This window comes from Acinetobacter sp. WC-323 (genome assembly GCF_000314615.1).
Lineage (GTDB): Bacteria > Pseudomonadota > Gammaproteobacteria > Pseudomonadales > Moraxellaceae > Acinetobacter > Acinetobacter courvalinii.
Genome location: NZ_AMZS01000020.1, coordinates 39720 through 64073, shown reverse-complemented (window position 1 = coordinate 64073; position 24354 = coordinate 39720). Strand labels below are relative to the sequence as shown.

The 24354-nt window shown below is 44.2% G+C and carries 23 protein-coding genes; 15 read left to right on the top strand and 8 right to left on the bottom strand.

The window, feature by feature from the left end:
* Positions 1–119 precede the first annotated feature (119 nt).
* Positions 120–1799, top strand: coding sequence for a long-chain-fatty-acid--CoA ligase (locus ACINWC323_RS16195; protein WP_004773931.1), 1680 nt, complete (start codon positions 120–122; stop codon positions 1797–1799).
* Between the two features lie 343 nt (positions 1800–2142).
* On the opposite strand, the gene ACINWC323_RS16200 is transcribed toward ACINWC323_RS16195, so the two are convergent.
* Positions 2143–2532: a hypothetical protein gene (locus tag ACINWC323_RS16200; protein ID WP_009508058.1), complete on the bottom strand. Its 390-nt coding sequence runs from the start codon at positions 2530–2532 to the stop codon at positions 2143–2145.
* Between the two features lie 150 nt (positions 2533–2682).
* On the opposite strand from ACINWC323_RS16200, the gene ACINWC323_RS16205 reads away from it, so the two are divergent.
* A complete protein-coding gene (locus ACINWC323_RS16205) occupies positions 2683–3081 on the top strand; it encodes an MAPEG family protein (protein ID WP_032881013.1) in 399 nt (132 codons plus the stop codon).
* A gap of 114 nt (positions 3082–3195) precedes the next feature.
* Positions 3196–3723 carry an inorganic diphosphatase gene (gene ppa, locus ACINWC323_RS16210; RefSeq protein ID WP_009508394.1) on the top strand — a complete coding sequence of 176 codons (528 nt, stop codon included), beginning with the start codon at positions 3196–3198 and terminating at the stop codon, positions 3721–3723.
* A gap of 97 nt (positions 3724–3820) precedes the next feature.
* Here the strand turns inward: ppa and ACINWC323_RS16215 are convergent, their stop codons facing one another.
* On the bottom strand, positions 3821–5146 hold the full coding sequence (locus tag ACINWC323_RS16215) for an OprD family outer membrane porin (RefSeq protein WP_009508414.1): 1326 nt from the start codon (positions 5144–5146) through the stop codon (positions 3821–3823).
* Between the two features lie 738 nt (positions 5147–5884).
* On the opposite strand from ACINWC323_RS16215, the gene ACINWC323_RS16220 reads away from it, so the two are divergent.
* Positions 5885–6655 (top strand): TorF family putative porin, encoded by a 771-nt coding sequence (locus ACINWC323_RS16220; protein WP_009508431.1) that lies wholly within the window; start codon positions 5885–5887, stop codon positions 6653–6655.
* 104 nt (positions 6656–6759) lie between these two features.
* Here ACINWC323_RS16220 and ACINWC323_RS16225 read toward each other — a convergent pair whose 3' ends face one another.
* The 3 genes from ACINWC323_RS16225 to ACINWC323_RS16235 form a co-directional block, all read right to left on the bottom strand.
* Positions 6760–7524: a sulfite exporter TauE/SafE family protein gene (locus ACINWC323_RS16225; RefSeq protein ID WP_009508059.1), complete on the bottom strand. Its 765-nt coding sequence runs from the start codon at positions 7522–7524 to the stop codon at positions 6760–6762.
* Between the two features lie 175 nt (positions 7525–7699).
* Positions 7700–9187, bottom strand: a complete 1488-nt coding sequence (locus ACINWC323_RS16230; protein WP_032881026.1) for a YifB family Mg chelatase-like AAA ATPase — start codon at positions 9185–9187, stop codon at positions 7700–7702.
* 69 nt (positions 9188–9256) lie between these two features.
* The gene (locus tag ACINWC323_RS16235) at positions 9257–9484 is read right to left on the bottom strand and encodes an accessory factor UbiK family protein (protein WP_009508400.1); all 228 of its coding nucleotides are present in this window, start codon (positions 9482–9484) and stop codon (positions 9257–9259) included.
* Between the two features lie 275 nt (positions 9485–9759).
* Here ACINWC323_RS16235 and glnK point away from each other — a divergent pair, with 275 nt between their 5' ends.
* From glnK to ACINWC323_RS16270, 7 genes are all read left to right on the top strand, one after another.
* Entirely contained in the window at positions 9760–10098 is a 339-nt protein-coding gene (glnK, locus tag ACINWC323_RS16240; RefSeq protein WP_004656379.1) for a P-II family nitrogen regulator, read from the top strand.
* A gap of 69 nt (positions 10099–10167) precedes the next feature.
* A complete protein-coding gene (locus tag ACINWC323_RS16245) occupies positions 10168–11577 on the top strand; it encodes an ammonium transporter (protein WP_009508419.1) in 1410 nt (469 codons plus the stop codon).
* Between the two features lie 124 nt (positions 11578–11701).
* Positions 11702–12166 carry a transcriptional regulator NrdR gene (gene nrdR / locus ACINWC323_RS16250; RefSeq protein WP_009508081.1) on the top strand — a complete coding sequence of 155 codons (465 nt, stop codon included), beginning with the start codon at positions 11702–11704 and terminating at the stop codon, positions 12164–12166.
* Between the two features lie 12 nt (positions 12167–12178).
* Positions 12179–13279: a bifunctional diaminohydroxyphosphoribosylaminopyrimidine deaminase/5-amino-6-(5-phosphoribosylamino)uracil reductase RibD gene (gene ribD, locus ACINWC323_RS16255; protein WP_009508077.1), complete on the top strand. Its 1101-nt coding sequence runs from the start codon at positions 12179–12181 to the stop codon at positions 13277–13279.
* Positions 13276–14568, top strand: coding sequence for a DNA adenine methylase (locus ACINWC323_RS16260; RefSeq protein WP_009508380.1), 1293 nt, complete (start codon positions 13276–13278; stop codon positions 14566–14568). Before ribD ends, ACINWC323_RS16260 begins: the two co-directional genes overlap by 4 nt.
* 381 nt (positions 14569–14949) lie before the next feature.
* A complete protein-coding gene (locus tag ACINWC323_RS16265; protein ID WP_009508086.1) occupies positions 14950–15789 on the top strand; it encodes an MIP/aquaporin family protein in 840 nt (279 codons plus the stop codon).
* Positions 15790–15949: 160 nt separating this feature from the next.
* The gene (locus ACINWC323_RS16270; protein WP_009508412.1) at positions 15950–16609 is read left to right on the top strand and encodes a riboflavin synthase; all 660 of its coding nucleotides are present in this window, start codon (positions 15950–15952) and stop codon (positions 16607–16609) included.
* A 41-nt stretch (positions 16610–16650) separates the two neighbouring features.
* Here the strand turns inward: ACINWC323_RS16270 and blhA are convergent, their stop codons facing one another.
* The 3 genes from blhA to ACINWC323_RS16285 are packed head-to-tail and all read right to left on the bottom strand — an operon-like array spanning position 16651 to position 19161.
* Positions 16651–17277, bottom strand: coding sequence for a cell division protein BlhA (blhA, locus tag ACINWC323_RS16275; RefSeq protein WP_009508046.1), 627 nt, complete (start codon positions 17275–17277; stop codon positions 16651–16653).
* A 35-nt stretch (positions 17278–17312) separates the two neighbouring features.
* Positions 17313–17720, bottom strand: a complete 408-nt coding sequence (locus tag ACINWC323_RS16280; RefSeq protein WP_009508390.1) for a DNA polymerase III subunit chi — start codon at positions 17718–17720, stop codon at positions 17313–17315.
* Positions 17713–19161: a leucyl aminopeptidase gene (locus ACINWC323_RS16285; RefSeq protein WP_009508437.1), complete on the bottom strand. Its 1449-nt coding sequence runs from the start codon at positions 19159–19161 to the stop codon at positions 17713–17715. Before ACINWC323_RS16285 ends, ACINWC323_RS16280 begins: the two co-directional genes overlap by 8 nt.
* 153 nt (positions 19162–19314) lie before the next feature.
* Here ACINWC323_RS16285 and lptF point away from each other — a divergent pair, with 153 nt between their 5' ends.
* The 4 genes from lptF (at position 19315) to ACINWC323_RS16305 (ending at position 24334) form a co-directional block, all read left to right on the top strand.
* Complete coding sequence (gene lptF, locus ACINWC323_RS16290) at positions 19315–20415, top strand: LPS export ABC transporter permease LptF (RefSeq protein ID WP_005226334.1); 1101 nt, start codon at positions 19315–19317, stop codon at positions 20413–20415.
* Positions 20415–21485: an LPS export ABC transporter permease LptG gene (gene lptG / locus ACINWC323_RS16295; RefSeq protein WP_005281054.1), complete on the top strand. Its 1071-nt coding sequence runs from the start codon at positions 20415–20417 to the stop codon at positions 21483–21485. The genes lptF and lptG overlap by 1 nt, the downstream gene beginning before the upstream one ends.
* Positions 21486–21607: 122 nt before the next feature.
* The gene (gene gpmI, locus ACINWC323_RS16300) at positions 21608–23152 is read left to right on the top strand and encodes a 2,3-bisphosphoglycerate-independent phosphoglycerate mutase (RefSeq protein ID WP_009508406.1); all 1545 of its coding nucleotides are present in this window, start codon (positions 21608–21610) and stop codon (positions 23150–23152) included.
* A gap of 9 nt (positions 23153–23161) precedes the next feature.
* A complete protein-coding gene (locus tag ACINWC323_RS16305) occupies positions 23162–24334 on the top strand; it encodes a S41 family peptidase (RefSeq protein WP_005281046.1) in 1173 nt (390 codons plus the stop codon).
* Positions 24335–24354: the final 20 nt, after the last annotated feature.

The following is a 24354-nucleotide window of genomic DNA, read 5'->3' as shown; positions in this document are numbered from 1 at the left end:
ATGTATTCATATTGTTTGGATAGATTGACAGGGCAATTCAAAAAGTTAAAAAAAATGTTTTGCCATGGAAAGTAACGTTGTTACATTTTTAAGGATTACCACTCGGAGATAAGGGCATTATGGAAAAAATTTGGTTTGCTGAATACCAAAAGACAGGAATTCCAGAAACAGTTGAACTGCCTGCTGAAAACACCTCACTTGTTGATATTTTTGAACGCAATTTCCAAAAATTTGGTTCACGTGATGCCTTTATCTTCATGGATAAAGTTTTAACGTTTAATGAATTAGAAGTCGCTAGCCGTAAATTTGCAGCTTATTTACAAACTTTGGGTTTAGCCAAAGGCTCGCGCGTTGCGGTAATGATGCCGAACGTTTTTCAATATCCAGTGGTGGCATTAGGGGTTTTCCGTGCAGGTCTGGTACTGGTCAACGTCAATCCACTTTATACCGCACGTGAGCTTGAGCATCAGTTGAATGACTCTGGTGCTGAAGTTTTAGTGATTATTGAAAACTTTGCCAATGTTTATCAAAACATTATTGGCAAAACACCAGTGAAGCATGTTGTGGTGGCTTCAGTGGGTGATATGCTTGGTACCCTGAAAGGGACCATCGTGAATTTTGTTTTACGTAAAGTACGTAAGCAAATTCCAGCGTGGAATATTCCAGGCCATACTAAATTCAATGCGGCCTTAAACAAAGCCAACCCAAGCAATTATAAGCGTCCAAGCTTGACCTTAAGCGATACCGCAGTACTTCAATATACGGGTGGTACAACAGGTGTTTCTAAAGGGGCTGAATTAACGCATCGTAATCTTGTTGCAAACTTGCTCCAGTGTGAAGCGATTTTCTCAAGTAAGTTTGGCGGTTCTGATAGTGCCAAAGGTGATCGCATCGTATGTGCATTACCGCTGTATCACATCTTTGCCTTCATGGTATGTGCGCTTTACGGTATGTATAAAGGCCAGGCCAATATCCTGATTCCAAATCCACGTGACTTGCCTGCGGTGGTGGGTGAATTACGTAAATATCAACCTTCATTCTTCCCGGCGGTAAACACCTTGTTTAATGCCTTGGTGAATAACGAAGAATTCAAACAGCTTGACCATAGCAATCTGAAGATGGCGATGGGTGGTGGTATGGCGGTATTGCCATCGACAGCAGCAGCATGGAAGAAAATTACAGGTACTACCATTATCGAAGGTTATGGTTTATCTGAAACTTCACCTGTTGCAACTGCGAATCCTCCTGCTACAACTGAATTCAGCGGCACCATTGGTATTCCATTGCCATTAACTGAAGTTGCGATTCTGGATGATGACGGTAAAGAAGTTGCACTGGGTGAACAGGGTGAAATCTCGATCCGTGGCCCACAAGTCATGAAGGGCTACTGGAACCGTCCAGACGAAACTGCGAAAGTGATGACGGCTGACAACTTCTTCCGTACCGGTGATATCGGTGTAATGGATTCACGTGGTTATGTGAAGATCGTTGACCGTAAGAAGGACATGATCCTGGTATCTGGCTTTAACGTTTATCCAAGTGAAATCGAAGAAGTCATTGCGAAACATCCAAAAGTATTGGAAGTGGCTGCAATTGGTGTTCCAGATGAAAAATCAGGTGAAGTGCCAAAATTGTTCATCGTGAAAAAAGATCCTTCTTTAACCACAGAAGAAGTGATTGCTTATGCAAAACAAAACCTAACAGGCTATAAGTGCCCACGTTATGTTGAGTTTATGGAAGAATTACCGAAATCGAACGTGGGTAAGATCTTACGTAAAGATTTACGTAAACCAGCTTAAAGTTTTAGGCTTCTCAAATAAGGAAGCATAAAAAACGCCGCAATAGCGGCGTTTTTTATTTAATTTGAGTTCAATGTAAAATTCTAGATGAAATATGATACTCGGGAATGTCATCCGCAACTGTTTGAGATAGGACGTCATTAATAATTTGTTGTTTCTGCGATTTATTAAACTGGCTGATGGTAGTGAACGAGTTTTGCGGATGACAATGGTTTTGCCTACTTTTCCCAAAAGAAAAGTAGGGCTAGCCGCAGGCCGATCCTGAAATTGGATGAGTACTCGGCAAGATTCCGCCAATATAATTTTTACAATAAGTTAGAGAAATCTTGAAGCTTAACTCAGGTTATTTATTATTAGATTTCATTAACCAGCGATCAATATAAGGTCGGCCAATCCCTACGATACCCACAAAAACGACCATGGTCGCGAGTTGGAAACGCAATCGTGTCGGATCAATGCCATTAAAACTAAAATAATTATCGGCAACTGCATAAAGCACAATGACCGTCAGCCAGTGCCACAGTGTCAGGCGATAAATACCGACTGCATAAAAGGCCACTGTCAGAATCACAAAAGTACCCAGCGTAGACTGCCAGTTCAGATTGGCACAAATCACACTGAGTAGAAATGCCATGATCGGTAATACGATTTTGAGTACACGATCAACCAATTGCTGGTGCTGGCGTTGTTGAGCAAGGACCTCAAACATTTCTTTCTGGTCGGGTTGCGGCATAGGTTGACCTTAAAACAGTATGAAAAAACACAACTTTTACACAAACAAGGTGTGTAAAAGAAACGCTTGTTGAACAAGCACACATGAATGTTCAATAAATTATAAGTTATGATAGCATGATCAGAAGAACTTCAAATGATGGATGTCAGCATGCAAGGTATTAGCGGCATTATATTGATTATTATCGTCGCATGTTTATTGCCGTATGTTTTTACCTTGATTGCAAAATCAAAAGGTGGTTTTCAAGCAAAAGATAATCAGAATCCTCGTGATTTTTTAGCGAAAACTACAGGGCTGTCAGCACGGGCAAATGCGGTACAACAAAATAGCTTTGAAAGTCTCCCTTTGTTTATTGCTGCGATTTTGATGGCAGAATATATGGTGATCCCAGAGTATTTTATTTTGTCTTTGGGTTGGGCCTATATCGTCTTTCGTGTGATTTATGGCATTTGCTATCTGGCTAATCTGGCCACATTACGTTCAATCATCTGGTTTTTCTCGCTACTTTGTCCAATTTTACTGTTTGTGATTACGATCAAAATGACCTGATGACAGCTGGCTATAAAATTCGCCAGCTCGCTACATATCTAGCATCATTTTCGCTGTATTCACGTTATAATCGGTCCGATTTACATCTACTTCACAATATAAACGAGTGTTGATATGAGTTATAGCAATATTCCTGCGGGTAAAGACGCACCAAATGACATCTATGTCATTATCGAAATTCCTGCAAATGCAGCCCCAATCAAATACGAAATCGATAAAGATTCAGATGCGTTATTTGTAGACCGTTTCATGGGTACAGCAATGTTCTACCCAGCAAACTACGGTTATGTACCAAATACCTTGTCTGAAGATGGTGATCCATTAGACGTACTTGTTGTAACTCCACATCCTGTTGCTGCGGGTTCTGTGATTCGTTGCCGTCCAGTGGGCAAATTAAAAATGGAAGATGATGGTGGTATCGATGCGAAATTGATCGCTGTTCCACACGAAAAATTATCTCCACTTTATAAAGATGTTCAAGAATATACGGATCTTCCGCCATTGTTGATCAGCCAAGTTGAGCACTTCTTTTCCCACTATAAAGATTTAGAACCTGGTAAGTGGGTAAAAATCAGTGGTTGGGAAGGTGCTGACGTTGCTAAAGCTGAAGTACTTAAAGCAATCGAAGCCGCTAAAAAGTAACTTTGAACTGCTGGCCAGGTTTTAAATTTTTAAAATCTGGTCATAAAAAAACTCCATTCATTTGAATGGAGTTTTTTATTGCTTGATCAGCTGTGAATTAGAATAATTTCACAGGAATATCAAGCCAGATACGCCATTCGTTGGTATCACCGATATAGCCATCTTGGTATTCATCGCTTGCACGGTAATACGAGTGACGTAAACGTAAGCTCGCATCTTTGGCAAAACCAGATTGAACTGTGTATTTCACCTGATTAAAGAACTCACGTTCAGTTGCATTATCTGCAGTACGTACACGAGCAACTACATTATTACCGTTTTTAACAGCAGCATTGGTGTCGATATCCCAACCGTATACAAATGCTGTAGTCCAGCTTAAACCTGGTACACCGAAGCTACCAAAATCAAGGCTATATTGAAGCTGTGCCGATTTTTCATCATTACCAATAAAGTCTGATAGATAAGAGTTTGGTAAGTAAATAGTTTGATGACCATCACCTACGCCTTTACCAAGACCATAGTCATAACCAGCTTTACCATTATTTTGTTGATATGCAACCATTACAGTATGTGGGCCAGTATTATACGCTGTAGAAATTGCCCAGATAGAGTTGCGGTATTTATCATCTGCAGAGCCAATATAAGAATATAAGCTATCATTTGCTTTACGATCCCAGTCAGTATGATAACCACTGAAGTCATAAGTTAATGAGCTATTGTTTGCTAAAGCTTGCTTATAGTTTACATTTGCATAGTGGCGTTCTAAGCGGTCTTTGATGTCAGTACCATAGTAAGCCGTATTTAACTGATCATTGACTTTATATTTAGCACCCCAAACGACAGCGCGGTCTAATTGGTTACCATCTGAATTAATCTGGTCAGAATACTGATTTTTGGTAAATTTACCAACAGTAAGTTCTAAACCATCAATTTCACGGCTGTTTGCCAATACACCATCAAAGTATTCAGGTACCAAACGTGCTGTATTACTTGCTAAAACAGGTAAATCAAGGATCTGTGTACCATAAGTCACAGTTGTATTCGAAACGCGTGCTTTAACAAAACCGCCGCCACGTGCCCAATGATCATAAGCAGAACCATCTGGGTGTTTCGGAATCATGCCATTACCGGCATTATTGTTTGAGCCTAATTTAAAAGAAGCATCACCGATGATTCCAGCGCCAAAGCCAACCAAACCTTGAGTAAAACCAGTTTCCAGTTTCACCATTGCCGTCTGAGCATATGAGCTAGTGTCTTCGACACCATTCTTTTTGTCACGATTTAAATAACCAGTACGGAATAAAATATCCCCTTTGGCATCTTCAACAAGTCCTTTTGCTTCGCTTTGTTCGCTTGCATATGTTGAGGTAATTAACGCGGCATTAATCAAAACCGCTAAAGTAAGTTTCTTTGCCTTTGGCATAGCTCGCCTCATTAGAAATAATAAATTTGGGATAAAACCGAAATTTTGATCAATTGTATAAGTTATGCATAAAAAAGATAGATTTTTATTAAAAATTTTTAATTATTTTTAAATAAAATACTTATAAAATTTTATGATTTATTTCTTGTTTAAAAAATACACATTATAAATTTAAGTTAATGATTTTAAATAATAATATTATTTATTTTGGATATAAAATAATCTGGTTATTTTTTGTTTGGTTTGGATCAAAATATGTGATTTATTGAGGTAATTTTTCTTTTATTTTAAATATTTATTTTTTCTTTGTTTAAAAATTATTCAGCTTGATTTGCAAAAAATGACATCCCGACGAATGGCAATGACTGTCCGTTCTAAAACTTACAAAAGTTCAGGCAGATTTAAGTTTTTAACTATGCACTTTTATGGCACATCGCCTAGTTTTATAACGGAATGCCTATATTTTAAGCAATCTAAATGTTTTTGCAGTTCACGATATGCCACTTTTTTGTGCGAAAAATAATCTTGAATGGATGAATGCGTCTTAATAGTTCAAAAACGCAGAGAATTACAGTAAGGGACTCACTTGGAGAGGGTAAAAATCTAAGTCAAGAGAGGTTATTGGATAAAACCAAGCTGAATAGAGGCTTAAATGGAGTTGGCACAGCAATTGCTACTGACTATGCGATGCAATTTAAAACTTAAATCAGTCGAATATCCATCATGGGGGAGATCAAGATGATGAAATTTGCATGTAAAGCGATCGCGTTGAGTATTTGTGCTGTCACTTCAACTTTTGCGATGGCAGAAGAGGCCAATACCTTATCTCAATACGGTCTGAGTTTTTCAGGAACCGCTGCATTAACGACAGATTATCGTTATCGTGGTATTACTCAGACCCAATCTGATCCGGCAATACAGGGCGGTTTTGCATTAACGCATTCATCTGGTCTTTATGCGGGGGTATGGGGCTCAAATGTTAATTTTGGTGGCGCTGATCCACATCTTGAGTTAGATCCTTATGTCGGCTATGCGACTGAGCTACCATTTGCCGGTAAGCCGACTTTAGATGTTGGTTTATGGTATTACGGTTATCCAAGTGCATCTGACCTGAACTGGTTAGAACTCTACGCAAAACTAGGCTTTAAAAATGTATTGGCCTCTGGAGACAGTTTATTGGGGAGTTTGAACTATACCAATGATTTTGCAGGTACAGATGAGAATGGCTGGTATGTGAATGCTACCTATAACATTCCGTTTGCCGATACTGGCTTTGGTGGAGTGGCAAGTGTCGGCTATACCAAAGTGGATAACTATGACTTCAGTGATACCGGTGGTGAAGACGATAATTATGTCGACTGGAAAGTGGGTGTGACCTATAGCGTCAAATCCGTGTCTGGCCTGACTGCTGAACTGGCTGCAGTAGGCACCAATATTGACGCAGACTTCCAGCCGTTAAAGCGTGGCACAGAAACAGGTGCAGTATTTACTTTGACCAAAGCATTCTAAGCTTGCTTGGATAAACAAAAAGCCAGCTTTATTGCTGGCTTTTTTTATATTGAAAGATATTCGTTTGAGAGAGCTTTCAAATCAAATAATGACTTGCGATAGATTCAGGCTATAGATAATCCCATTCTGATAATCAGAAAGGCTAACAGGAACAGAAAAAATATCCGGATAAACTGACTGCCATAGCGCAGCGCCAGAAATACACCGACGAAGGCGCCCAAGACATTACAGACAGCAATCATTAAGCCGATTTCCCATAGCACATGACCTGTAGGGATAAAGAATAAAAGTGCTGAACTAAAGGTGCCAATATTCACAATCTTGGCTGATGCAGAGGCATTGAGAAAATCAAAGCCAAAGCCTTTGACAAACAAGAACAACAGGAAGCTGCCACTCCCTGGCCCAAATACACCGTCATAGAATCCGATGAGTCCACCAAAAAAGATTCCTAGAGCAATTTCTTTAGCTCCACAGTTCACATAGCGGCTATGGGTGCCTAAGTCCTTCTTGAGAAAGGTATAAATCGCCATAAAGATGAGCAAAAACAACACAAGATAGCTCATCAATTGCTTGGGAATATGTGCAATCGTCATTGCACCCACAAAGGCAAAGATAAAGGCTGATAGCATGGTCGGGATGAGCAACTTCCAGACCAATTGAATTTTATTCACATATCTAAAAATAGAGGAAACAGTACCTGCCCATACCGCCAGTTTATTGGTGCCCAAAACTGTGGTCATGCTGTGCTGGGGTAAAGCATGTAATAGCGCAGGGATTTGAACTAAACCCCCACCACCTACTGCGGCGTCAATCAGGCCACCACAGAAGGCAAACAATCCTAAGCTAAGTAGCACCGTGTCGTAGGTCATAATCGCCAGCCCGCGAGAAAGTTGTTTAGGGAGGAATGATCAGATTGCTTGTCTGGAATATTGATCTCGCTTGGTGCTGTTGATTCCATCTTCTAGTGTTTATTTTTAAAAGCATACTTCACAAAAGTACCCGCACTTTGATGGATACTTTTGTTGGGGTGTCAAAAGAAAAAACTCAGGTCTGATTGCCCCGATAGGACAGCGCTTCGGTTAAATGACTGCTTGAGATCAGATCACTTTCGGCTAAATCGGCAATCGTGCGTGCAACACGCAATACCCGATGATAGGCACGTGCAGACAGGTTAAGGCGTTGCTGCGCCATCTCAATAATTTTGGTCGAACTGTCATCTAACAGTGCATATTGTTCCAGTAACTTCGGTGACAAAGCCTGATTTAAGCATTGCTGTCTTTGGATCTGTTTTTGGTAGGCAGTAATCACACGCTGCCGGACACTGGCAGAATTCTCGGTGGGGGTACGGTCTTGTAGTTCCTGAGCTTGTAACGGCGGTACATCAATATGTAAATCAATACGATCCAGCAATGGGCCAGAGATCCGGTTTTGATAGCGTTGAATACTTTCCGGGGAACATTGGCACCGGCTGTCCTGATTGAAGGCATAACCACATGGGCAAGGATTCATGGCTGCAATAAACTGGAAATTCGCAGGAAAGGTCATTTGCCGTGCCGCACGAGAAATCACAATTTCCTTGGACTCTAACGGTTGTCGTAATACTTCCAGCACCTTGCGGTCAAATTCAGGTAATTCATCCAGAAATAGGACCCCTAGATGGGCGAGAGTAATTTCTCCCGGTTTGGGCTGGGAACCGCCACCGACTAGCGCAATGGCTGAGGCGGTATGGTGTGGTGCTCTAAAGGGACGTTGGCCAAAACTGTGCGGGGCATTGGCTACTGAATAAATACTGGCGACTTCTAGATTTTCCTGCGCATTGAGCGGCGGTAAAATCGAAGGCAGGCGAGATGCCAATAAGGTTTTACCTGTGCCAGGTGGGCCTTTAAATAATAAAGAATGTCCGCCCGCAGCGGCAATTTCCAGCGCTCGGCGTGGGCGCAACTGTCCTTTTACATCGGCCAGATCAAATGCATAGGCAGATGTGGCTGAGTTTGGCCGTTGTGGTGCAGCTACCAGCTGGGAATTGCCCGAAAAATGTGCACACACCTCTTGTAAATGTTGCGCGGCATAGACTTCAAAATCGGGAAGTTGGTTTGCCTCGTCCAGATTACCAGAGGGCAGCAGCAAACGATGTCGGGCCTGCTGGCAGGCCATGGCGATGGTTAATGCCCCTGAAATGGGACGTAAATGTCCATCCAGCGCCAGTTCCCCTATAAATTCAAAGCCTTCGGTACTGTGTTCCGGTAATTGTCCAGAAGCAATCAGAATCCCCAAAGCAATCGGCAGATCCAGCCGGGAACCATCTTTAGGTAAATCGGCGGGTGCCAGATTGATGGTTAAGCGCTTGGTGGGAAATTGAAAACCGCTATTGATGATGGCTGAACGTACACGATCTTTACTTTCACGCACGGCAGCTTCTGGCAAACCCACAATGGTTAAGGAAGGAAGCCCTGCACTGATATGTACTTCAACTTCAATTTGCGGGGCATGTAGTCCTAATAGCCCTCTGGTGTAGATCTTGGCAAAAGACATCTTATTATTGTTCCATTGTGGTGCTTTATTTTTAATCATTGAAGGGTACAAAATGCACCGAGTTGGTGCTTATTTTTTGTTCTGAATGATGTCTTCAAGTGTTTTCATTTGTTGCTGGAGTTCAGTCAGACGTTGATTAGCAAGCTCAAGTGCCGTTCTTTGACGATCAAGTTCTTGTTTTGAAACGAGATCTAGTTTTTCGATGCTCTCATTTAACAAGGCGCGCAGATTTTTTTCTAAATCTTTTTTTGGTTGATCGACTTGCTGCAAAATAGCCTGTAAAAGCGTTTCAATCATAAGGGACTCAATCAGTTATGTATGTTTGCTGCTCAGTGTATCACTGCTTGCCGCAATCCTCTAGCACAGTTCGGGCCAGAAGCGGATATGACTTAGCAATCCAGTTAAACAGCGGCAAATGATACTTATTTTCGATGGACAATCTACATCTTCAAGGCTAAATAGGTTATAAAGAAAGCTTATGTCCGATATTTAAAAACCCCCAACCTTTAAATATTGGCATGAAAATTGAACATAAAACCTTACTGGTGAAAATAAGCCGAAGGAAAACAAACATGAAGCTTGTAACTGCAATTGTAAAACCATTCAAACTGGATGATGTGCGTGAAGCACTTTCGGAGATTGGTGTTCAAGGGATTACCGTAACTGAAGTCAAAGGTTTCGGACGTCAAAAAGGTCACACAGAACTGTACCGTGGTGCAGAGTATGTGGTTGATTTCTTACCAAAAGTAAAAATTGAAATTGCAATTAGCGATGAAATGGTTGATGCCGTAATCGAGTCGATTACGCGTGTCGCAAGCACAGGCAAAATTGGTGATGGCAAAATTTTTGTGACCAATTTGGAGCAAGTGATCCGTATCCGTACGGGCGAGACTGGGCCAGATGCTGTGTAAGTTGGCACAAACTTTGCTGAGCTATTAAAAGTATAGCAATAGCTCGCGAAATCAGGTTGGGGGACACGAATGAAAAAAATGCTTATGGCGCTCAGTCTATCTGGCGCACTCTTAGGTGGTTCAGCGCTGGTTTGGGCAGAAGATGCTGCTTCAACACCTGTTACTGAACACGCTGTAGCGGTTGATACCACAACTGCATCAACAGATATTGTTGCAGCAGAAGCGCCAGCTCCTGTGGAAGCAACTCCCGCACCTGCTGCGGAAGCAAAGGTCGATACGGGTGATACCGCATGGGTGCTGGTTTCAACGGCTTTGGTGCTGTTGATGACGATTCCCGGCTTAGCCTTGTTCTATGGGGGGATGGTGCGTAAGAAAAACGTTCTTAGCACCATGATGTTCAGCCTTTCTGCAGCGATTCTTGTGAGCTTGATCTGGGTGACCGTTGGTTACTCGCTGGCTTTCTCCGGTTCAGGGGCCTATGTCGGCGATCTCGCTAAAGCCATGCTGAATGGCGTAGCCTTTGATGCCTTGACGGGTACCATCCCAGAAAGCCTGTTCGTTATTTTCCAAATGACCTTTGCCATCATTACGGTTGCCATTATCAGTGGTTCAATCGCTGACCGTATGAAATATTCTGCATTTATGGCCTTTATCGCTGTTTGGGTGATTCTGGTCTATGCACCGATTACACACTGGGTCTGGGCAGCAGATGGCTGGTTATTTAAAGCAGGCGCATTAGATTTTGCTGGTGGTACGGTTGTGCATATCAATGCCGGTGTTGCGGGTCTGGTTGCAGCGTATATGTTAGGCAAACGTACTGGTCTAGGCCGTGAGTCTATGGCGCCACATAACCTGACCTTAACCGTGATTGGTGCCAGCCTGATCTGGGTCGGCTGGTTCGGCTTCAATGGTGGTAGTGCTTTAGGTGCGGGTGCACGTGCAGGTATGGCGATTCTGGTGACACAAGTTGCTGCCGCGGCTGCTGCCTTCTCTTGGCTGATTGTTGAACGTGTGATTCGTGGTAAAGCTTCAGTATTGGGTGGTGCATCGGGTGCAGTTGCAGGATTAGTGGTGATTACACCTGCTGCTGGTTTCGTGGGTGTCGGTGGCGCATTAATTATGGGTCTCATCGGTGGCGTGGTCTGTTTCTGGGGAATTACCGCATTGAAACGCCTGCTTAAAGCGGATGATGCTCTGGATGCATTTGGTTTACATGCAGTCGGTGGTATCGTGGGTGCGATTCTGACAGGCATCTTCTATAGCGATGAGATCATCAAGGCTGCAAATGTGGCACTCGCGCCAACGTTTGCAGGGCAATTGTGGGTGCAAATTGAAGGCGTATTGGCAACCATGGCTTATAGTGCAATCGTGACCTTCATTATTCTGAAAGTGATTGATCTGGTGATCGGGATTCGTGTTAGCGCTGATGATGAGCGTATGGGTCTTGACTTGAGTCAACATGGCGAACGTATTGAATAATTCATACCAGATATGATGTAAAAACAGCCTCATGGGGCTGTTTTTTTATGCCTTTCGGGTGCTGGTTCTGCAATTGCAGAAACTTTGCTACACTTAGGCGAAGAGATTAAATAATCGCGCAACTATGCATTGTCCATTTTGTAACGCTGCTGATAGTAAAGTTATCGACTCCCGTCTGGCTGCTGAAGGGTGTCAGATTCGTCGTCGTCGTGAGTGCGTCATCTGTGGTGAGCGTTTTACCACATTTGAAAGTTATGATGTGGTGATGCCACGCGTCATTAAATCGGATGGTAAGAATGAACCGTTCGATGAGGCAAAATTACGTCGCTCCTTGATGCATGCTTTACAGAAACGTCCTATCACCCAAGAACAGATTGAAACGGTACTTAGTGACATTCAGTCACATATTCGCCGTTTGGGTGAGCGGGACGTGAAATCCAGAACCATTGGTGAAATCGTCATGCAGGCGCTGTTTGCACTGGATCATGTGGCCTATGTACGCTTTGCTTCGGTGTATCAGGATTTTCAGGATGTCGATGCTTTTCGTCAGCAGATTGAACAAATGCAACAACGCGAAAATGAAAACTAAATTAGAGAAATCATGTCTGAGTTAACCCAAGATCATTTATCCGAACAGCAGTACTGGATGCAACGTGCCATTGCACTGGCACGACTTGGACAATATTCAACCAAGCCCAATCCAAATGTGGGTTGTGTCATTGTCAAAGATGGACAGCTGATTGGCGAAGGCTATCATCCTAGAGCAGGCCAGCCCCATGCAGAAGTATTTGCCCTGCGTCAGGCGGGTGAACATGCCAAAGACGCAACGGCTTATGTGACATTGGAACCCTGTGCCCATTATGGTCGAACACCCCCTTGTGCCGAAGCATTGGTGAAAGCGCAGGTCAAGAAGGTGGTGGTGGCCTGTTCGGATCCCAATCCGCTGGTGGCGGGTAAGGGCGTGCAGATCTTGCAGAATGCCAGCATTGAAGTTGAAACGGGGATTTGTGTCGATGAGGCAAAAACCCTCAACTTTGGCTTTTTAAAAGCCATGTCGACCGGTATGCCTTATGTCCGTTTAAAAGTGGCTTCAAGTCTGGATGGGCGTACCGCCATGGCTTCAGGGGAATCGAAATGGATTACTGGCTCTGCGGCGCGCCAGGATGTCCAGCATTGGCGTGCAATTTCAGGCGCGGTGATCACAGGCATCCAAACCGTGCTGGCAGATGATTGCGAGTTAAATGTCCGTACTTTGACGGATGTTGATGTTTCGACAGTAGTACAGCCGAAACGAATCGTGCTAGATCGCCAAGGTCAGCTACCCTTGTCCGCCAAGATATTGCAAAATCCTGAAACCGTGATGGTGATGACACCATTTCGTCAAGAACTTGCCGATTTAGGCGTGATACAATTGCCACCGCAACCTTTAAATCAATTATTGCAGACCTTATCTCAACAATACCAAATTTATGATGTATTGGTTGAGGCAGGTGCAACTTTATCCACCGCCTTTTTACAGCAAGGTTTGGTTGATGAAATGATTAGTTATGTTGCACCCACTTTACTCGGTCAATCTGCCCGTGCGATGTTCAATGCTGAATTGAGCAAAATGGCAGAACAACGACGATTTGAGTTGGTCGATGTAACCCAACTCGGGCAAGACATTCGCCTGAGATTGCTCCCTATCCAAGAGTTGATATGAATCCAGAACCATCGGTTTATCACAAACGTCGTCATGCGGCCCGTACGACTGACGAATATCTTTTTCATCAGTTAGTTCCTTATCTCGGGAATAAGCGTCGACTTCTACACCTGATTTTAGAAGCGCTTGAGATTACCGGCACACTGAATAGCAAGAAAAAGAATCCACCGATTTTTGCCGATTTTTTTGCAGGCAGTGGGGTGGTTTCACGTTTGGCCCGCCAGAATGGCTACCGTGTGATTGCCAACGACTGGGAGCCGTATAGCCATGCGCTGAATCATGCGATTCTGGCCTGTGTTGATGCACCCGCCTTTAAAGAATTAGGGGGCTATCAAAAGGCCATCGATTATCTGAACCGCTTGCCTGAAGTCAAAGGCTGGGTCACACATAATCTATGTCCGCGCAATGACGATATCTATGATCCTGCACGTGATCGCCTGTTCTTCAAACGTCGTAACGGCATGCGTATTGACGCGATTCGTCAGCAGATTGCAACCTGGCAGGCACAGGGTGCGATTAATGATGTGGAAATGAGTGCCTTACTGGCGCCGTTACTGTATTCGGCAAGTTTTGTCAGTAATACCAGTGGCGTTTTCAAAAGTTTCCATCAGGGCTGGGGCGGACGTACCCAAACCGCGCTGGAACGGATCGAATCCTTGTTGTGGCTGACACCCAGCCGTTTCTGCGAGATCGGTGATCCTAAACGTCCTGCGGCAGAAATGTGGTGTGTCGATGCCCAGCATCTCGCCAACCAGATGAGTGGTTTCGAAGTCGATGTGGCTTATCTGGATCCGCCTTATAACCAGCATGCCTATAGCAGTAACTATCACGTTCTCAATGCCTTGACCTTATGGGATCAGGTCGATTTACCATCACCGGATACCAAAGGCTTTAAAAGCGGGATTGATCGGGCATGGCGTAAAGAGCGCCCAAGTCCTTATAACTCTTCTAAATATGCCAAAGAGGCTTATGAAAAGTTATTGGAAACCATCAATGCACGTTACATTTTGACCAGTTATTCGACCGATGGCAATATCGAGCCAAAAGACTTGCTAACCGCCAATTTAAAGCGCGGTAAGGTGACTTTGCTGACCCAGGATGTACCACGCTATCGCGTGAGTAAACAGCGTCAGTCTGAACGGGCACGGGTACTGGAATTTATCGTGATTACCGATACGCATGCCAAGTCAGGACCGCCGTTGCGACAGTTGTTAGGACAGTTATATCACTTTGCTGAACTGGGCGGAGTCGATACCACCGGGAACAGTACCCAACTGGCACTTTGGTAAAATACAGGACACCACTTTTAAAAGTGGTGTTTTTGTATTCAGTTTTTTTGTTAAATCGGATAATTAGATAAATGAAATCGGTTTATATGATAAGTGTCTGTTTTTATAGTAAATATCTCGCATTTTTACTGGATTGGATTGTTGGACTAGCACTACTGTAGAAAAATGATTATAATTATAAAAATTAAATAAAAACATGTATTTGAGTTGTGTTTTCGTCTGCTTGTTAGTTTGTTTTAGAGGTGTTTTTTGAAGAAAAATCTTTTGACCAATCGTTTAAAAAATTACCAAACCATATTGACCCGTTTCAAAAATAAATATAGTTTGCCGAGCTTAATTTAGGGTCTTGCCTATTTGCAGCGATGACCAAGAGAGGTTGTTATGAGTCGCTCGGAACCCACCTTATTGGGGCAATGTGTAGCCGAATATTTTGCTACCGCAATTTTTTTATCGTTTGGTATTGGTGTGGTGGCTGCACTTAAGCTTGCAGGCGCAAGTTTAGGTCTGTGGGAAATCAGCATTGTATGGGGCTTGGCCGTTGCATTGGCTGTCTATTTGTCTGCAGGTATTTCTGGGGCTCATCTCAATCCTGCCGTGACCATCGCCCTGGCGTTATTTGCTGGCTTTGATAAACGTAAAGTTCCTTTTTATATCATTGCTCAAGTGGCGGGTGCTGCAACAGGTGCTTTGCTGGTCTATGGTTTATATAGCAATCTGTTTGTAGATTACGAACAGACCCATCACATGGTACGGGGCAGTGTCGAAAGTCTGGAGCTGGCTGGAATTTTCTCAACTTATCCGCATCACCTATTGTCGCTGGGCCAGGCTTTCATGGTGGAAATGTTTATTAGCATGTTATTGCTGTGGCTGATTATGGCGATTGGCGATGATAGCAACGGTTTGCCGCGCGGTGCTTTGGCGCCGATTCTGGTCGGTTTGCTGGTGGCCGTGATTGGTGCTTCTTTTGGCCCATTAACCGGCTTTGCCATGAATCCTGCACGTGATTTTGGCCCGAAAATCGTGGCTTATTTCTCAGGCTGGGGTCCTGTTGCCTTTACTGGCGGTCGTGATATCCCTTATTTCATCGTACCCATCATTGCACCAATCGTAGGGGCATGTTTAGGTGTGCTGGGCTATAAATTCTTCTTTAGCCATTTTTTGGTCAAGCATCAGGTGGTAGCAAAAGATCCAACAGATCAGCAAGTCTCTGAAATGCAATAATTGCATCACTCAATAAATAATACCAAAAGGGCGCTCAGATGATCGCCCTTTTTGATTTGCGGGCATTTGCTTGGGAGACGCCTTGTTATCTCAGGTTCTTTGCTTTAAGGTATCTGATTCAATGTGGCATACACTGCAATAAAGATAGGTTGAAACTCCCATGTTTACAGGCATTATTGAAAGTTTAGGTAAAGTTCAGAGCCTACAAAGTGTAGGTGGTGATGTTCGTCTAACAATTCAGACGGATCTGGATATGTCTGATGTACATCTTGGGGACTCAATTGCCACCAATGGGATTTGCCTGACCGTGATCGAGTGGGGCGAGAACTGGTATGCGGCAGATGTTTCCCGCGAAAGTCTGAACCGTACCACACTCGGACAATGGAAAGTCAGTCAGGTGGTCAATGTTGAAAAAGCAATGTTGCCGACCACACGTTTTGGCGGACACATTGTCAGTGGTCACGTTGATGGGCTGGGTGAGATAACGCTGGTTCGTGAAGACGCACGCTCTTTATATTTTGAAGTGACTGCTCCGGTTGAGCTGGCAAAATATCTGGCTGAAAAAGGCTCGGTCACCGTCGACGGCATTAGCCTGACCATTAACCACTTACGTGGCAATATTCTGAGCCTGAATTTGATTCCGCATACCGCTGAACGTACCAATATTGGTACTTGGCAGGTGGGAAGCAAAGTGAATCTGGAAGTGGATGTACTGGCACGTTATATCGAACGTTTGTTGCTGGGTGATAAGGCGGCTGAGCAGAAAACCGAATCGAATATCAGCATGGCTTTTTTAGCTGAAAACGGTTTTTTAAAATAAAAGATCAAGTATAAAAAGCCCAGTTTAAACTGGGCTTTTTATTATTTCTCGTCCGAGAACTCACTGTTCTTCAAAATATATTCAATTTCATCTTGTGCGAGTGCATGCAGCTTGGCACGGAATACGGTCACTGCTTGCTCAATCAGGCCTTCGGCTTCAAGTTCAAGTCGGACACGGACACTTTCCAGCTCAGACAGAATTTGCTGATCATCAATCGCGATGCGCTGACCGCGTGCATAATCAATGCTTGGCTGTTCCGGATTGGTTTGGTAACGCTCGGTCTGTTGCGCAATTTCTTGATCGATATGACCACGTAAGGCAACTAAATTCTCGGTTTGCTGCTCAAACTGACGTGCTTCATCCGCTTGTAACTGGGCTGCATAGGCGGCTTCAGCTGCACGTTTTTCTGCCAGTGCTTTTTCTAATGCCAGCTGTTTAAGAATACGTGCCTGTTCCAGTAACTCAGCTTTTAAATCGGCATAGGCTTGATCAATGCGTTGTTGAGACCGCTGTTGGGCACTTTCCTCGTTCTGCGTCCAGGTTTGAATCGAAGTTTGTGGTAATAACAGATCACAGATACGTGCTAAATCTTCCTGATAGGTCTGACGAACCGCCTCAGGTGCATTTAACCAGCGTTTTTTAAAATCCTGACCTACATTTAATGCCACAAGACACTCCTAAAATGATGTTTTTTATCGCCAATTTATAATTTAAATGTACGAGGTTCTATGCCCAACCGTCGATACCGTTTAAATTTTTCCCGCCCAATCTGTTTCGCAGTTTCATTATTTTCAATAATTTCGATAATGTGGCGAAAATCTTGAGTTTGTTCAAGTGCATGATTGTTAAAATTAAACACGATCCAATCATTGGAGGGGGGTAAGTCTTTTGAAATACACACTGGGCTGTGTGGCTGGTCAATCCCGTGCGCAATGAAACTTTGTGGATCAAAGCTCCAGAGCAGTTCATCCAGTTCATTTTGCAAGTCTGGATCAGCACAGTACCACCAGATGTGGGGGTGCTGATTCAGAATTTTGCGACACAAACGGCAAGCACTTTCGACTTGCCGTTCCTGACTGTTTTCAAAGAGATAAAAACTGATTTTAGCCATTCGCTTGAACACGATTTGCCAGGAATTGCATCAATAATGGAACCGGGCGGCCTGTTGCACCTTTAGCGGTACCAGATAACCATGCCGTACCTGCCACATCAAGATGCGCCCAGCGATAGTCACGGGTAAAACGTTCAAGGAAGCAGGCTGCCGTGATGGCGCCACCGTATGGCCCACCAATATTGGCAATATCGGCAAAAGGTGAGTCGAGTAATTCTTGATACTCTTCCATGACCGGCATACGCCAGACACGGTCAAGTGACTGTTCGCCTGCCTGTTGCAAGTCTTGTGCAAGCTCATCATCTGGTGTGAATAAACCACTGACCACTTTACCCAGCGCAACCACACAGGCGCCGGTCAGGGTGGCAATATCAATCACCAGGGCAGGGTTAAAGCGTTTGATATAGGTCAAGGTATCACACAGGACCAGACGACCTTCTGCATCGGTATTCAGAATTTCTACAGTTTGACCGCTCATGGTGGTGACGATGTCACCAGGACGGGTGGCATGAGCAGATGGCATATTTTCTGCAGCGGCAATTGCACCCACCACATGAATAGGCAACTGGACTTCACAGAGTGCCTGAATGGTACCAAGAACCGAAGCTGCGCCGCACATATCAAATTTCATTTCATCCATGCCTAAGCCTGGTTTCAATGAAATACCGCCTGTATCAAAAGTCACACCTTTACCGACCAGTACCACAGGGGCTTGATCAATCTGGGCATTGTATTCGAGGGTGACAATACGACCCGGACGATCCGAACCTTTGCTTACGGCAAGGAAGGCATACATGCCCAGATCCGCCATTTGCTGCTCATCCAGTACAGTGACTTTTAATACATCTGGATACTGTTTGGCCAGTGCAAGTGCCTGATCTGCAAGATACTCAGGGAAACAGATATTTCCAGGACGGTTCCCCAGATCACGGGCAAAGTTTTGACCCGACTGAACCGCATGAATCAGCTTTAACTGTGCTTCATCTAATGGGGTCTGGCTGGCAATCAGGTGAATGGTATCTAATACAAACTCATTCTTTTTCGACTTAAACTCGTCATAGCCATAAGCTGCTTGTGTAAGGCTCAAGACAAAGAGAGAGTGTAGATCGGCAGGCAATGCTGAAAGATCGATACTAATTTGTTTAAATTTATTTTGTGATGATTTGATAATGCTTTGTGCAAGTTTTGCTAATTTTGTCGCTTTAAGCTCGTCACTTTTGCCTAGCCCTAATAATTGCGCATTGGCTTGTACAGAGATATTGGCAAGCAGCGGCAAGTTGTCGTTAAAACCGGCCTTGTATTGGCTTGCGTTAAGGATGTCATCTAGATGGTTGATTTGATAAGTATTTAAGTTCTGTTGTAATTGTTCTGAATCAACCAAAATCCACAAAGATTCGCTAGACGCCTGAGTTGGGAATGCGTTTTGAAGTGTAAATTTCATTGTTTATATAGAACCTAATGAGTAAAAAAGAAAGATAAGTCCATTAAACACTTTCAGATATGAGGTTGCAATCCGCAACAAGCGATAGGTTTTATATTTTTAACATTCGGGTAAACTAGCGTTACCTTCGATTGGTCTTTTGGAAGTATTACTTTGATTATTCGGCGTTATCTCGTCAAACAGGTGGTTTCGACATCTCTCGTCGTTATTGGTCTATTGACCATGATCATGATGGGTGGTCGTTTGATCAAGTATTTTGGCGTCGCAGCTCAAGGTCGTTTGGATGCAGGGATCTTATTTAGCATTATCGGCTATCGTTTACCTGAATTTTTAACACTGATCTTACCACTGGGGTTCTTTATTGCCTTGATGCTGGTGTTCGGGCGTCTGTATGTCGACCATGAAATGGCGGTTTTAAATGGCAGTGGCGTCAGTCGGAATCAGTTGGCCCGATTACTGTTGCCGATGACCGTGGTATATCTGGTGGTACAGACCTGCTTAATGGTCTGGATGGGGCCGTGGGGCTTACGTGAGTTTGAAAAACTGACCAGTACCCAGGCGGTACGGACCGGATTTGATCTGGTCCGTCCGAAAGAGTTTATTTCTTCAGGGCCGTATACCATTTATGCGGGATCACTTTCAGAAGACCGCAAGAACTTAAAAGATATTTTCTTCTACCAGAAAGGCAATCAGGCAGATAAACCTGATGTCATGATTCTGGCCAAAGAAGCAACACGGGTTGAAGTGGCCAATGATACCGCCAATGTGGTCGATCTGGTTCAGGGCCGTCGTTACGAGATTTATCCGAATCAGCCACGTTACACGCAGGCAGAATTTCAGTCTTATCGTTTACGTTTAGAAAATGACAAAGACGTAAAATTTGAGAGTGGGGATGTTGAAGCATTATCCATGTCCAAGTTATGGGAAAAACGTGATGATCCTGTCGTGCGTAGTGAACTGGGCTGGCGTGTGTTTGGTCCCTTTGTGATTATCGTGGCTTTAATGCTGGCGGTCGCATTGTCTGAGGTGAGTCCGCGTCAAGGTCGTTACTATCGTTTGATTCCCGCGATCTTTATCTTTGCCAGCCTGATCGTATTATTGATTGCGATTAAGACCCGAATCAGTAAGGAAGAACTTGATATCTGGGCTTATCCTGTGGTTCTTCTTGTTTATGCCATTGCCGCAGCAGTTTTTGCGCGTAAACAAAAATTAGCACCAAAATTTAAGAGAAGTATTCAGCGAGTGGGGTTGTGATGTTAGCACGTCGAATAGTCGCCAAACATGTGACAAAAACCACGATCCTGGCCATGCTGGGCACGACGCTGGTGTTATCTTTCTTACAGGTTCTGTTTACCTACTTAGGTGAATTAGGCTCGCTCAAACCCGACTATAATGCCTGGCAGGCTTTCCTGTACGTGATGTGGGGAGCGCCGCATTATCTCTATGAAATCCTTCCTGTTGCCGCCTTGATTGGCTCGGTGCTGGGACTGGGTGCATTGGCTTCCAACAGTGAACTGATCGTGATGCGCTCGGTCGGGATTAGCTTATGGCGAATCGTTGGCTGGGTAATGCGTTCGGCACTGTTATTGATTGTATTGTCCTTTGTGCTGAGCGAATGGGTGATTCCTTATACCAATGAACAGGCACAAAGTATCAAGAAGCAACGTAGCGTGGCGGCGTTGGGTGAAGTCAAAGGCTACTGGACCCGTGAAGGGCAGCGTTTTATTTATATTGACTATGCCAACTCCAAAGGCCAGTTACGCAATATCCAGTCGATCGATTTTGATCAGGACTACCGTTTGCAGTCTTTTGTGAATGCAGAAAAGGGCCAGTTTGTTAAAGATGGCGAATGGACGCTAGAACAGTCACATCAGGTGGATTTGCTGGCTCAAGGGAATGCCATTAAAACCGATCATGCACAGCAATCGCTGGGTTTGGCCTTGCAGCCTAAATATGTGCATATGGTCACCCTTGACCCGGAAGATTTGTCTCCAAGCCAGCTGATTAGTTTTATGCGCTATATGGATGAATATAGTCAGGTACCGAAAACTTATGAACTGGCGTTCTGGCAAAAAGTGACCTCGCCGTTTGCCTTGATTACGCTGGTGTTAATCGCCTGTTCATTCATTTTCGGACCATTACGCCAACAGTCGATGGGCTTCCGTCTGGTGATTGCCTTATTCACGGGACTTGGCTTTTTCTACTTACAAGATTTCCTCGGCTATGCGAGTCTGGTTTATGCCCCTTCTCCAGCATGGTTTGTACTGATGCCAGTGGTGCTCATCTTTATGGTAGGCAGTTACTTACTTTATCGAGCAAGATAAAGGACTTTGATTCATGGGCGCTATCATCGCTATTGATGAAAGCCATGGGTGAGGTCATAGAGAAATACCTTAAACTTCGGTAAAATAGACCGAACAAATGATCGACAAATAGAGAGTCCATTATGACGGATGCAAATGCTGGCAAAATTCCTCACGTTCTCGTAATCATGGATGGCGTAGGACATCGTGAAGCAGTTGATGACAATGCCTTTCTGGCAGCAAAAACACCCAACCTCACGGCAATGAAAGCCAAGCATCCGAATAGTTTAATTTCTGGCTCCGGTGAAGATGTCGGTCTGCCTGATGGTCAAATGGGTAACTCTGAAGTCGGGCATATGAATCTGGGTGCAGGTCGTGTGTTGTATCAGGATTTCACCCGTATTACTAAAGACATTCGTACCGGTGCTTTTTTCGAGCATGAAGTTCTGGTGGATGCGGTTGAAAAGGCTAAAGCAGCCAATGGTGCCGTACACGTGATGGGGCTGTTGTCGGAAGGCGGTGTGCACTCGCATCAAGATCATATTGTCGCCATGTGCGAACTGGCGTTAAAACGCGGTGCAAAAGTGTATTTACACGCTTTTCTGGACGGCCGTGATACACCTCCACGTAGTGCGCAACCTTCATTAGAAAAACTGGATGCCTTGTTCGCACAATATCCAAATCAGGGTCGTATTGTGTCGATGATTGGCCGTTATTTCGCGATGGATCGTGACAATCGTTGGGATCGTGTGGAACAGGCATATCGTCTAATTACAGAAGGTGAAGCTGTACGTGTAGTTAATTCTGCGGTTGAAGGTTTGGAACAAGCCTATGCAGCCAATGAAAATGATGAGTTTGTTAAAGCCACGCGCATCGGTGATGTCACCAAAGTACAAGATGGCGACAGCATTGTATTCATGAACTTCCGTGCCGATCGTGCGCGTGAAATTACCCGTGCGTTTGTGGAAAAAGATTTTGTCGGTTTTGAACGTAAAGTGCTGCCGAATTTATCTAAATTCGTGATGTTGACCCGTTATCAGGCCAGCATTGATGCACCGGTTGCCTATATGCCAGAAGGGCTGAAAAACTCGATTGGTGAATACCTGTCTGATTTGGGCAAAACCCAATTGCGTATTGCTGAGACTGAAAAATATGCGCATGTGACCTTCTTCTTTAGCGGTGGTCGCGAAGATGAATATCCGGGTGAGAAGCGTATCCTGATTCCATCACCGAATGTTGCGACTTATGACTTAAAGCCTGAAATGAGCGCTTATGAAGTGACCGATGAGTTGGTCAATGCCATCAATTCAGGTGAGTTTGATCTGTTGGTGGTGAACTATGCCAATGGCGATATGGTCGGGCATACCGGCGTTTTTGATGCAGCAGTAAAAGCGGTTGAAACGGTGGATACCTGCTTGGGTCGTGTTTACGATGCGGTCATGGCAAACAAAGGACACATGTTAATTACTGCGGATCATGGTAATGTAGAGCAAATGCAAGACTATGACAGTGGTCAGGTGCATACCCAACATACCACTGAACTGGTGCCATTTATTTATGTTGGCCCGACGCAAGCAATTATTGCAGAAGGCGGGGTATTGGCTGATGTGGCGCCAACACTCCTGCATTTAATGCACATTCCTGTACCGCCAGAAATGCAGGGTAAGAACTTAATTACTTTAAAATAAGGTGAAGCAATGACCCAGCACAACAACATTTACCGAGCCTTATGTGCAAGTTTGTTGATGTGTTGGGGGCATAGTATTGATGCCGCACCCGTTACCCATGCATCAGGATGGACCGAAGACGCGCCGCGTACGGCGGAAGTCCCGATTGAATCAATTCAGCAATTTGTCCAGATTTACGGGATTGTGAAAGATAACTATGTCGATAAGAAGTCGGACGATGCGTTATTTCAGCAATCGATTAAAGGATTGGTCAGTGGTCTGGACCGTTATTCCCGTTATCTCTCGGCAGAAGAATACCGTCAACTGATTCAATATACCGAAGGCGATCTGGCCTCGGTCGATTTTAATTTAAATTATGATGCACATGCTAAATCCTGGCAGATTCAGGATTTAAAAGCAGGCTCTGACTCGAGCAAGCTGGGTTTACGCAACGGCCAAGCCATTATTAAAGTGGACAATCAGGAATTAAAAAATCTTAATCAGGATCAGGTACAAGGCCTGTTGTATGGCTCAATTGGCAGTACTGTGCAGATCCAGCCTGAAAATAATAACAGCACCACCATTCTGGTCCGAAACAAGAAAGTAGAAACCGATATTGAACCTGTATTGATGCATAATCAGGTACTTGTACTTAAAATTAGAGTGTTTCAGCAAGACACTGCCAATGAAATTAAACGTTTAATCGAAGAATATAGCTCTAGCAAACTCAAGGCCGTGGTTCTGGATTTACGTAATAATCCGGGGGGCCTATTGTCTGCTGCGGTTGAGTCAGCGGATTTGTTCCTGAATCAGGGATTGATTGTGACCACGAAAAGCCGTTCTGAAGGCGACCAACAATTTCAGGCCCTGCCTTCCTTTGAATTTCAGAATCTGAAACTCGGTATTTTAATTAATAAACGCTCCGCCTCGGCAGCCGAAGTGTTTACCGCGGCGCTGAAAGAACATAAGCGTGCCTGGGTCGTGGGGGAAAATAGTTATGGTAAAGGCGTGGTGCAGAAGCTGTTCCCTTTACCGAGTGGCGCTGCCTTGCAAATGACGGTCTCACATTACTACACCCCCAATGGCAACATGATTGAAGGGCAAGGCATTCAGCCGAACCAGATTTCGCCTTTACCACCTGAAATGAAAGAAGATACCTACCTGGAACATGTCACTGATCTGGTGTTAAAAAGCCGATACTAAAAAATAAAGCCCCTTTGTTA

What these genes read in the sequence shown, in the direction of transcription:
- ACINWC323_RS16195 (WP_004773931.1), top strand. Translation starts at nt 120, where the DNA reads ATGGAAAAAATTTGGTTTGCTGAATACCAAAAGACAGGAATTCCAGAA.
- ACINWC323_RS16200 (WP_009508058.1), bottom strand. Translation starts at nt 2,532, where the DNA reads ATGCCGCAACCCGACCAGAAAGAAATGTTTGAGGTCCTTGCTCAACAA.
- ACINWC323_RS16205 (WP_032881013.1), top strand. Translation starts at nt 2,683, where the DNA reads ATGCAAGGTATTAGCGGCATTATATTGATTATTATCGTCGCATGTTTA.
- ppa (WP_009508394.1), top strand. Translation starts at nt 3,196, where the DNA reads ATGAGTTATAGCAATATTCCTGCGGGTAAAGACGCACCAAATGACATC.
- ACINWC323_RS16215 (WP_009508414.1), bottom strand. Translation starts at nt 5,146, where the DNA reads ATGCCAAAGGCAAAGAAACTTACTTTAGCGGTTTTGATTAATGCCGCG.
- ACINWC323_RS16220 (WP_009508431.1), top strand. Translation starts at nt 5,885, where the DNA reads ATGATGAAATTTGCATGTAAAGCGATCGCGTTGAGTATTTGTGCTGTC.
- ACINWC323_RS16225 (WP_009508059.1), bottom strand. Translation starts at nt 7,524, where the DNA reads ATGACCTACGACACGGTGCTACTTAGCTTAGGATTGTTTGCCTTCTGT.
- ACINWC323_RS16230 (WP_032881026.1), bottom strand. Translation starts at nt 9,187, where the DNA reads ATGTCTTTTGCCAAGATCTACACCAGAGGGCTATTAGGACTACATGCC.
- ACINWC323_RS16235 (WP_009508400.1), bottom strand. Translation starts at nt 9,484, where the DNA reads ATGATTGAAACGCTTTTACAGGCTATTTTGCAGCAAGTCGATCAACCA.
- glnK (WP_004656379.1), top strand. Translation starts at nt 9,760, where the DNA reads ATGAAGCTTGTAACTGCAATTGTAAAACCATTCAAACTGGATGATGTG.
- ACINWC323_RS16245 (WP_009508419.1), top strand. Translation starts at nt 10,168, where the DNA reads ATGAAAAAAATGCTTATGGCGCTCAGTCTATCTGGCGCACTCTTAGGT.
- nrdR (WP_009508081.1), top strand. Translation starts at nt 11,702, where the DNA reads ATGCATTGTCCATTTTGTAACGCTGCTGATAGTAAAGTTATCGACTCC.
- ribD (WP_009508077.1), top strand. Translation starts at nt 12,179, where the DNA reads ATGTCTGAGTTAACCCAAGATCATTTATCCGAACAGCAGTACTGGATG.
- ACINWC323_RS16260 (WP_009508380.1), top strand. Translation starts at nt 13,276, where the DNA reads ATGAATCCAGAACCATCGGTTTATCACAAACGTCGTCATGCGGCCCGT.
- ACINWC323_RS16265 (WP_009508086.1), top strand. Translation starts at nt 14,950, where the DNA reads ATGAGTCGCTCGGAACCCACCTTATTGGGGCAATGTGTAGCCGAATAT.
- ACINWC323_RS16270 (WP_009508412.1), top strand. Translation starts at nt 15,950, where the DNA reads ATGTTTACAGGCATTATTGAAAGTTTAGGTAAAGTTCAGAGCCTACAA.
- ACINWC323_RS16280 (WP_009508390.1), bottom strand. Translation starts at nt 17,720, where the DNA reads ATGGCTAAAATCAGTTTTTATCTCTTTGAAAACAGTCAGGAACGGCAA.
- ACINWC323_RS16285 (WP_009508437.1), bottom strand. Translation starts at nt 19,161, where the DNA reads ATGAAATTTACACTTCAAAACGCATTCCCAACTCAGGCGTCTAGCGAA.
- lptG (WP_005281054.1), top strand. Translation starts at nt 20,415, where the DNA reads ATGTTAGCACGTCGAATAGTCGCCAAACATGTGACAAAAACCACGATC.
- gpmI (WP_009508406.1), top strand. Translation starts at nt 21,608, where the DNA reads ATGACGGATGCAAATGCTGGCAAAATTCCTCACGTTCTCGTAATCATG.
- ACINWC323_RS16305 (WP_005281046.1), top strand. Translation starts at nt 23,162, where the DNA reads ATGACCCAGCACAACAACATTTACCGAGCCTTATGTGCAAGTTTGTTG.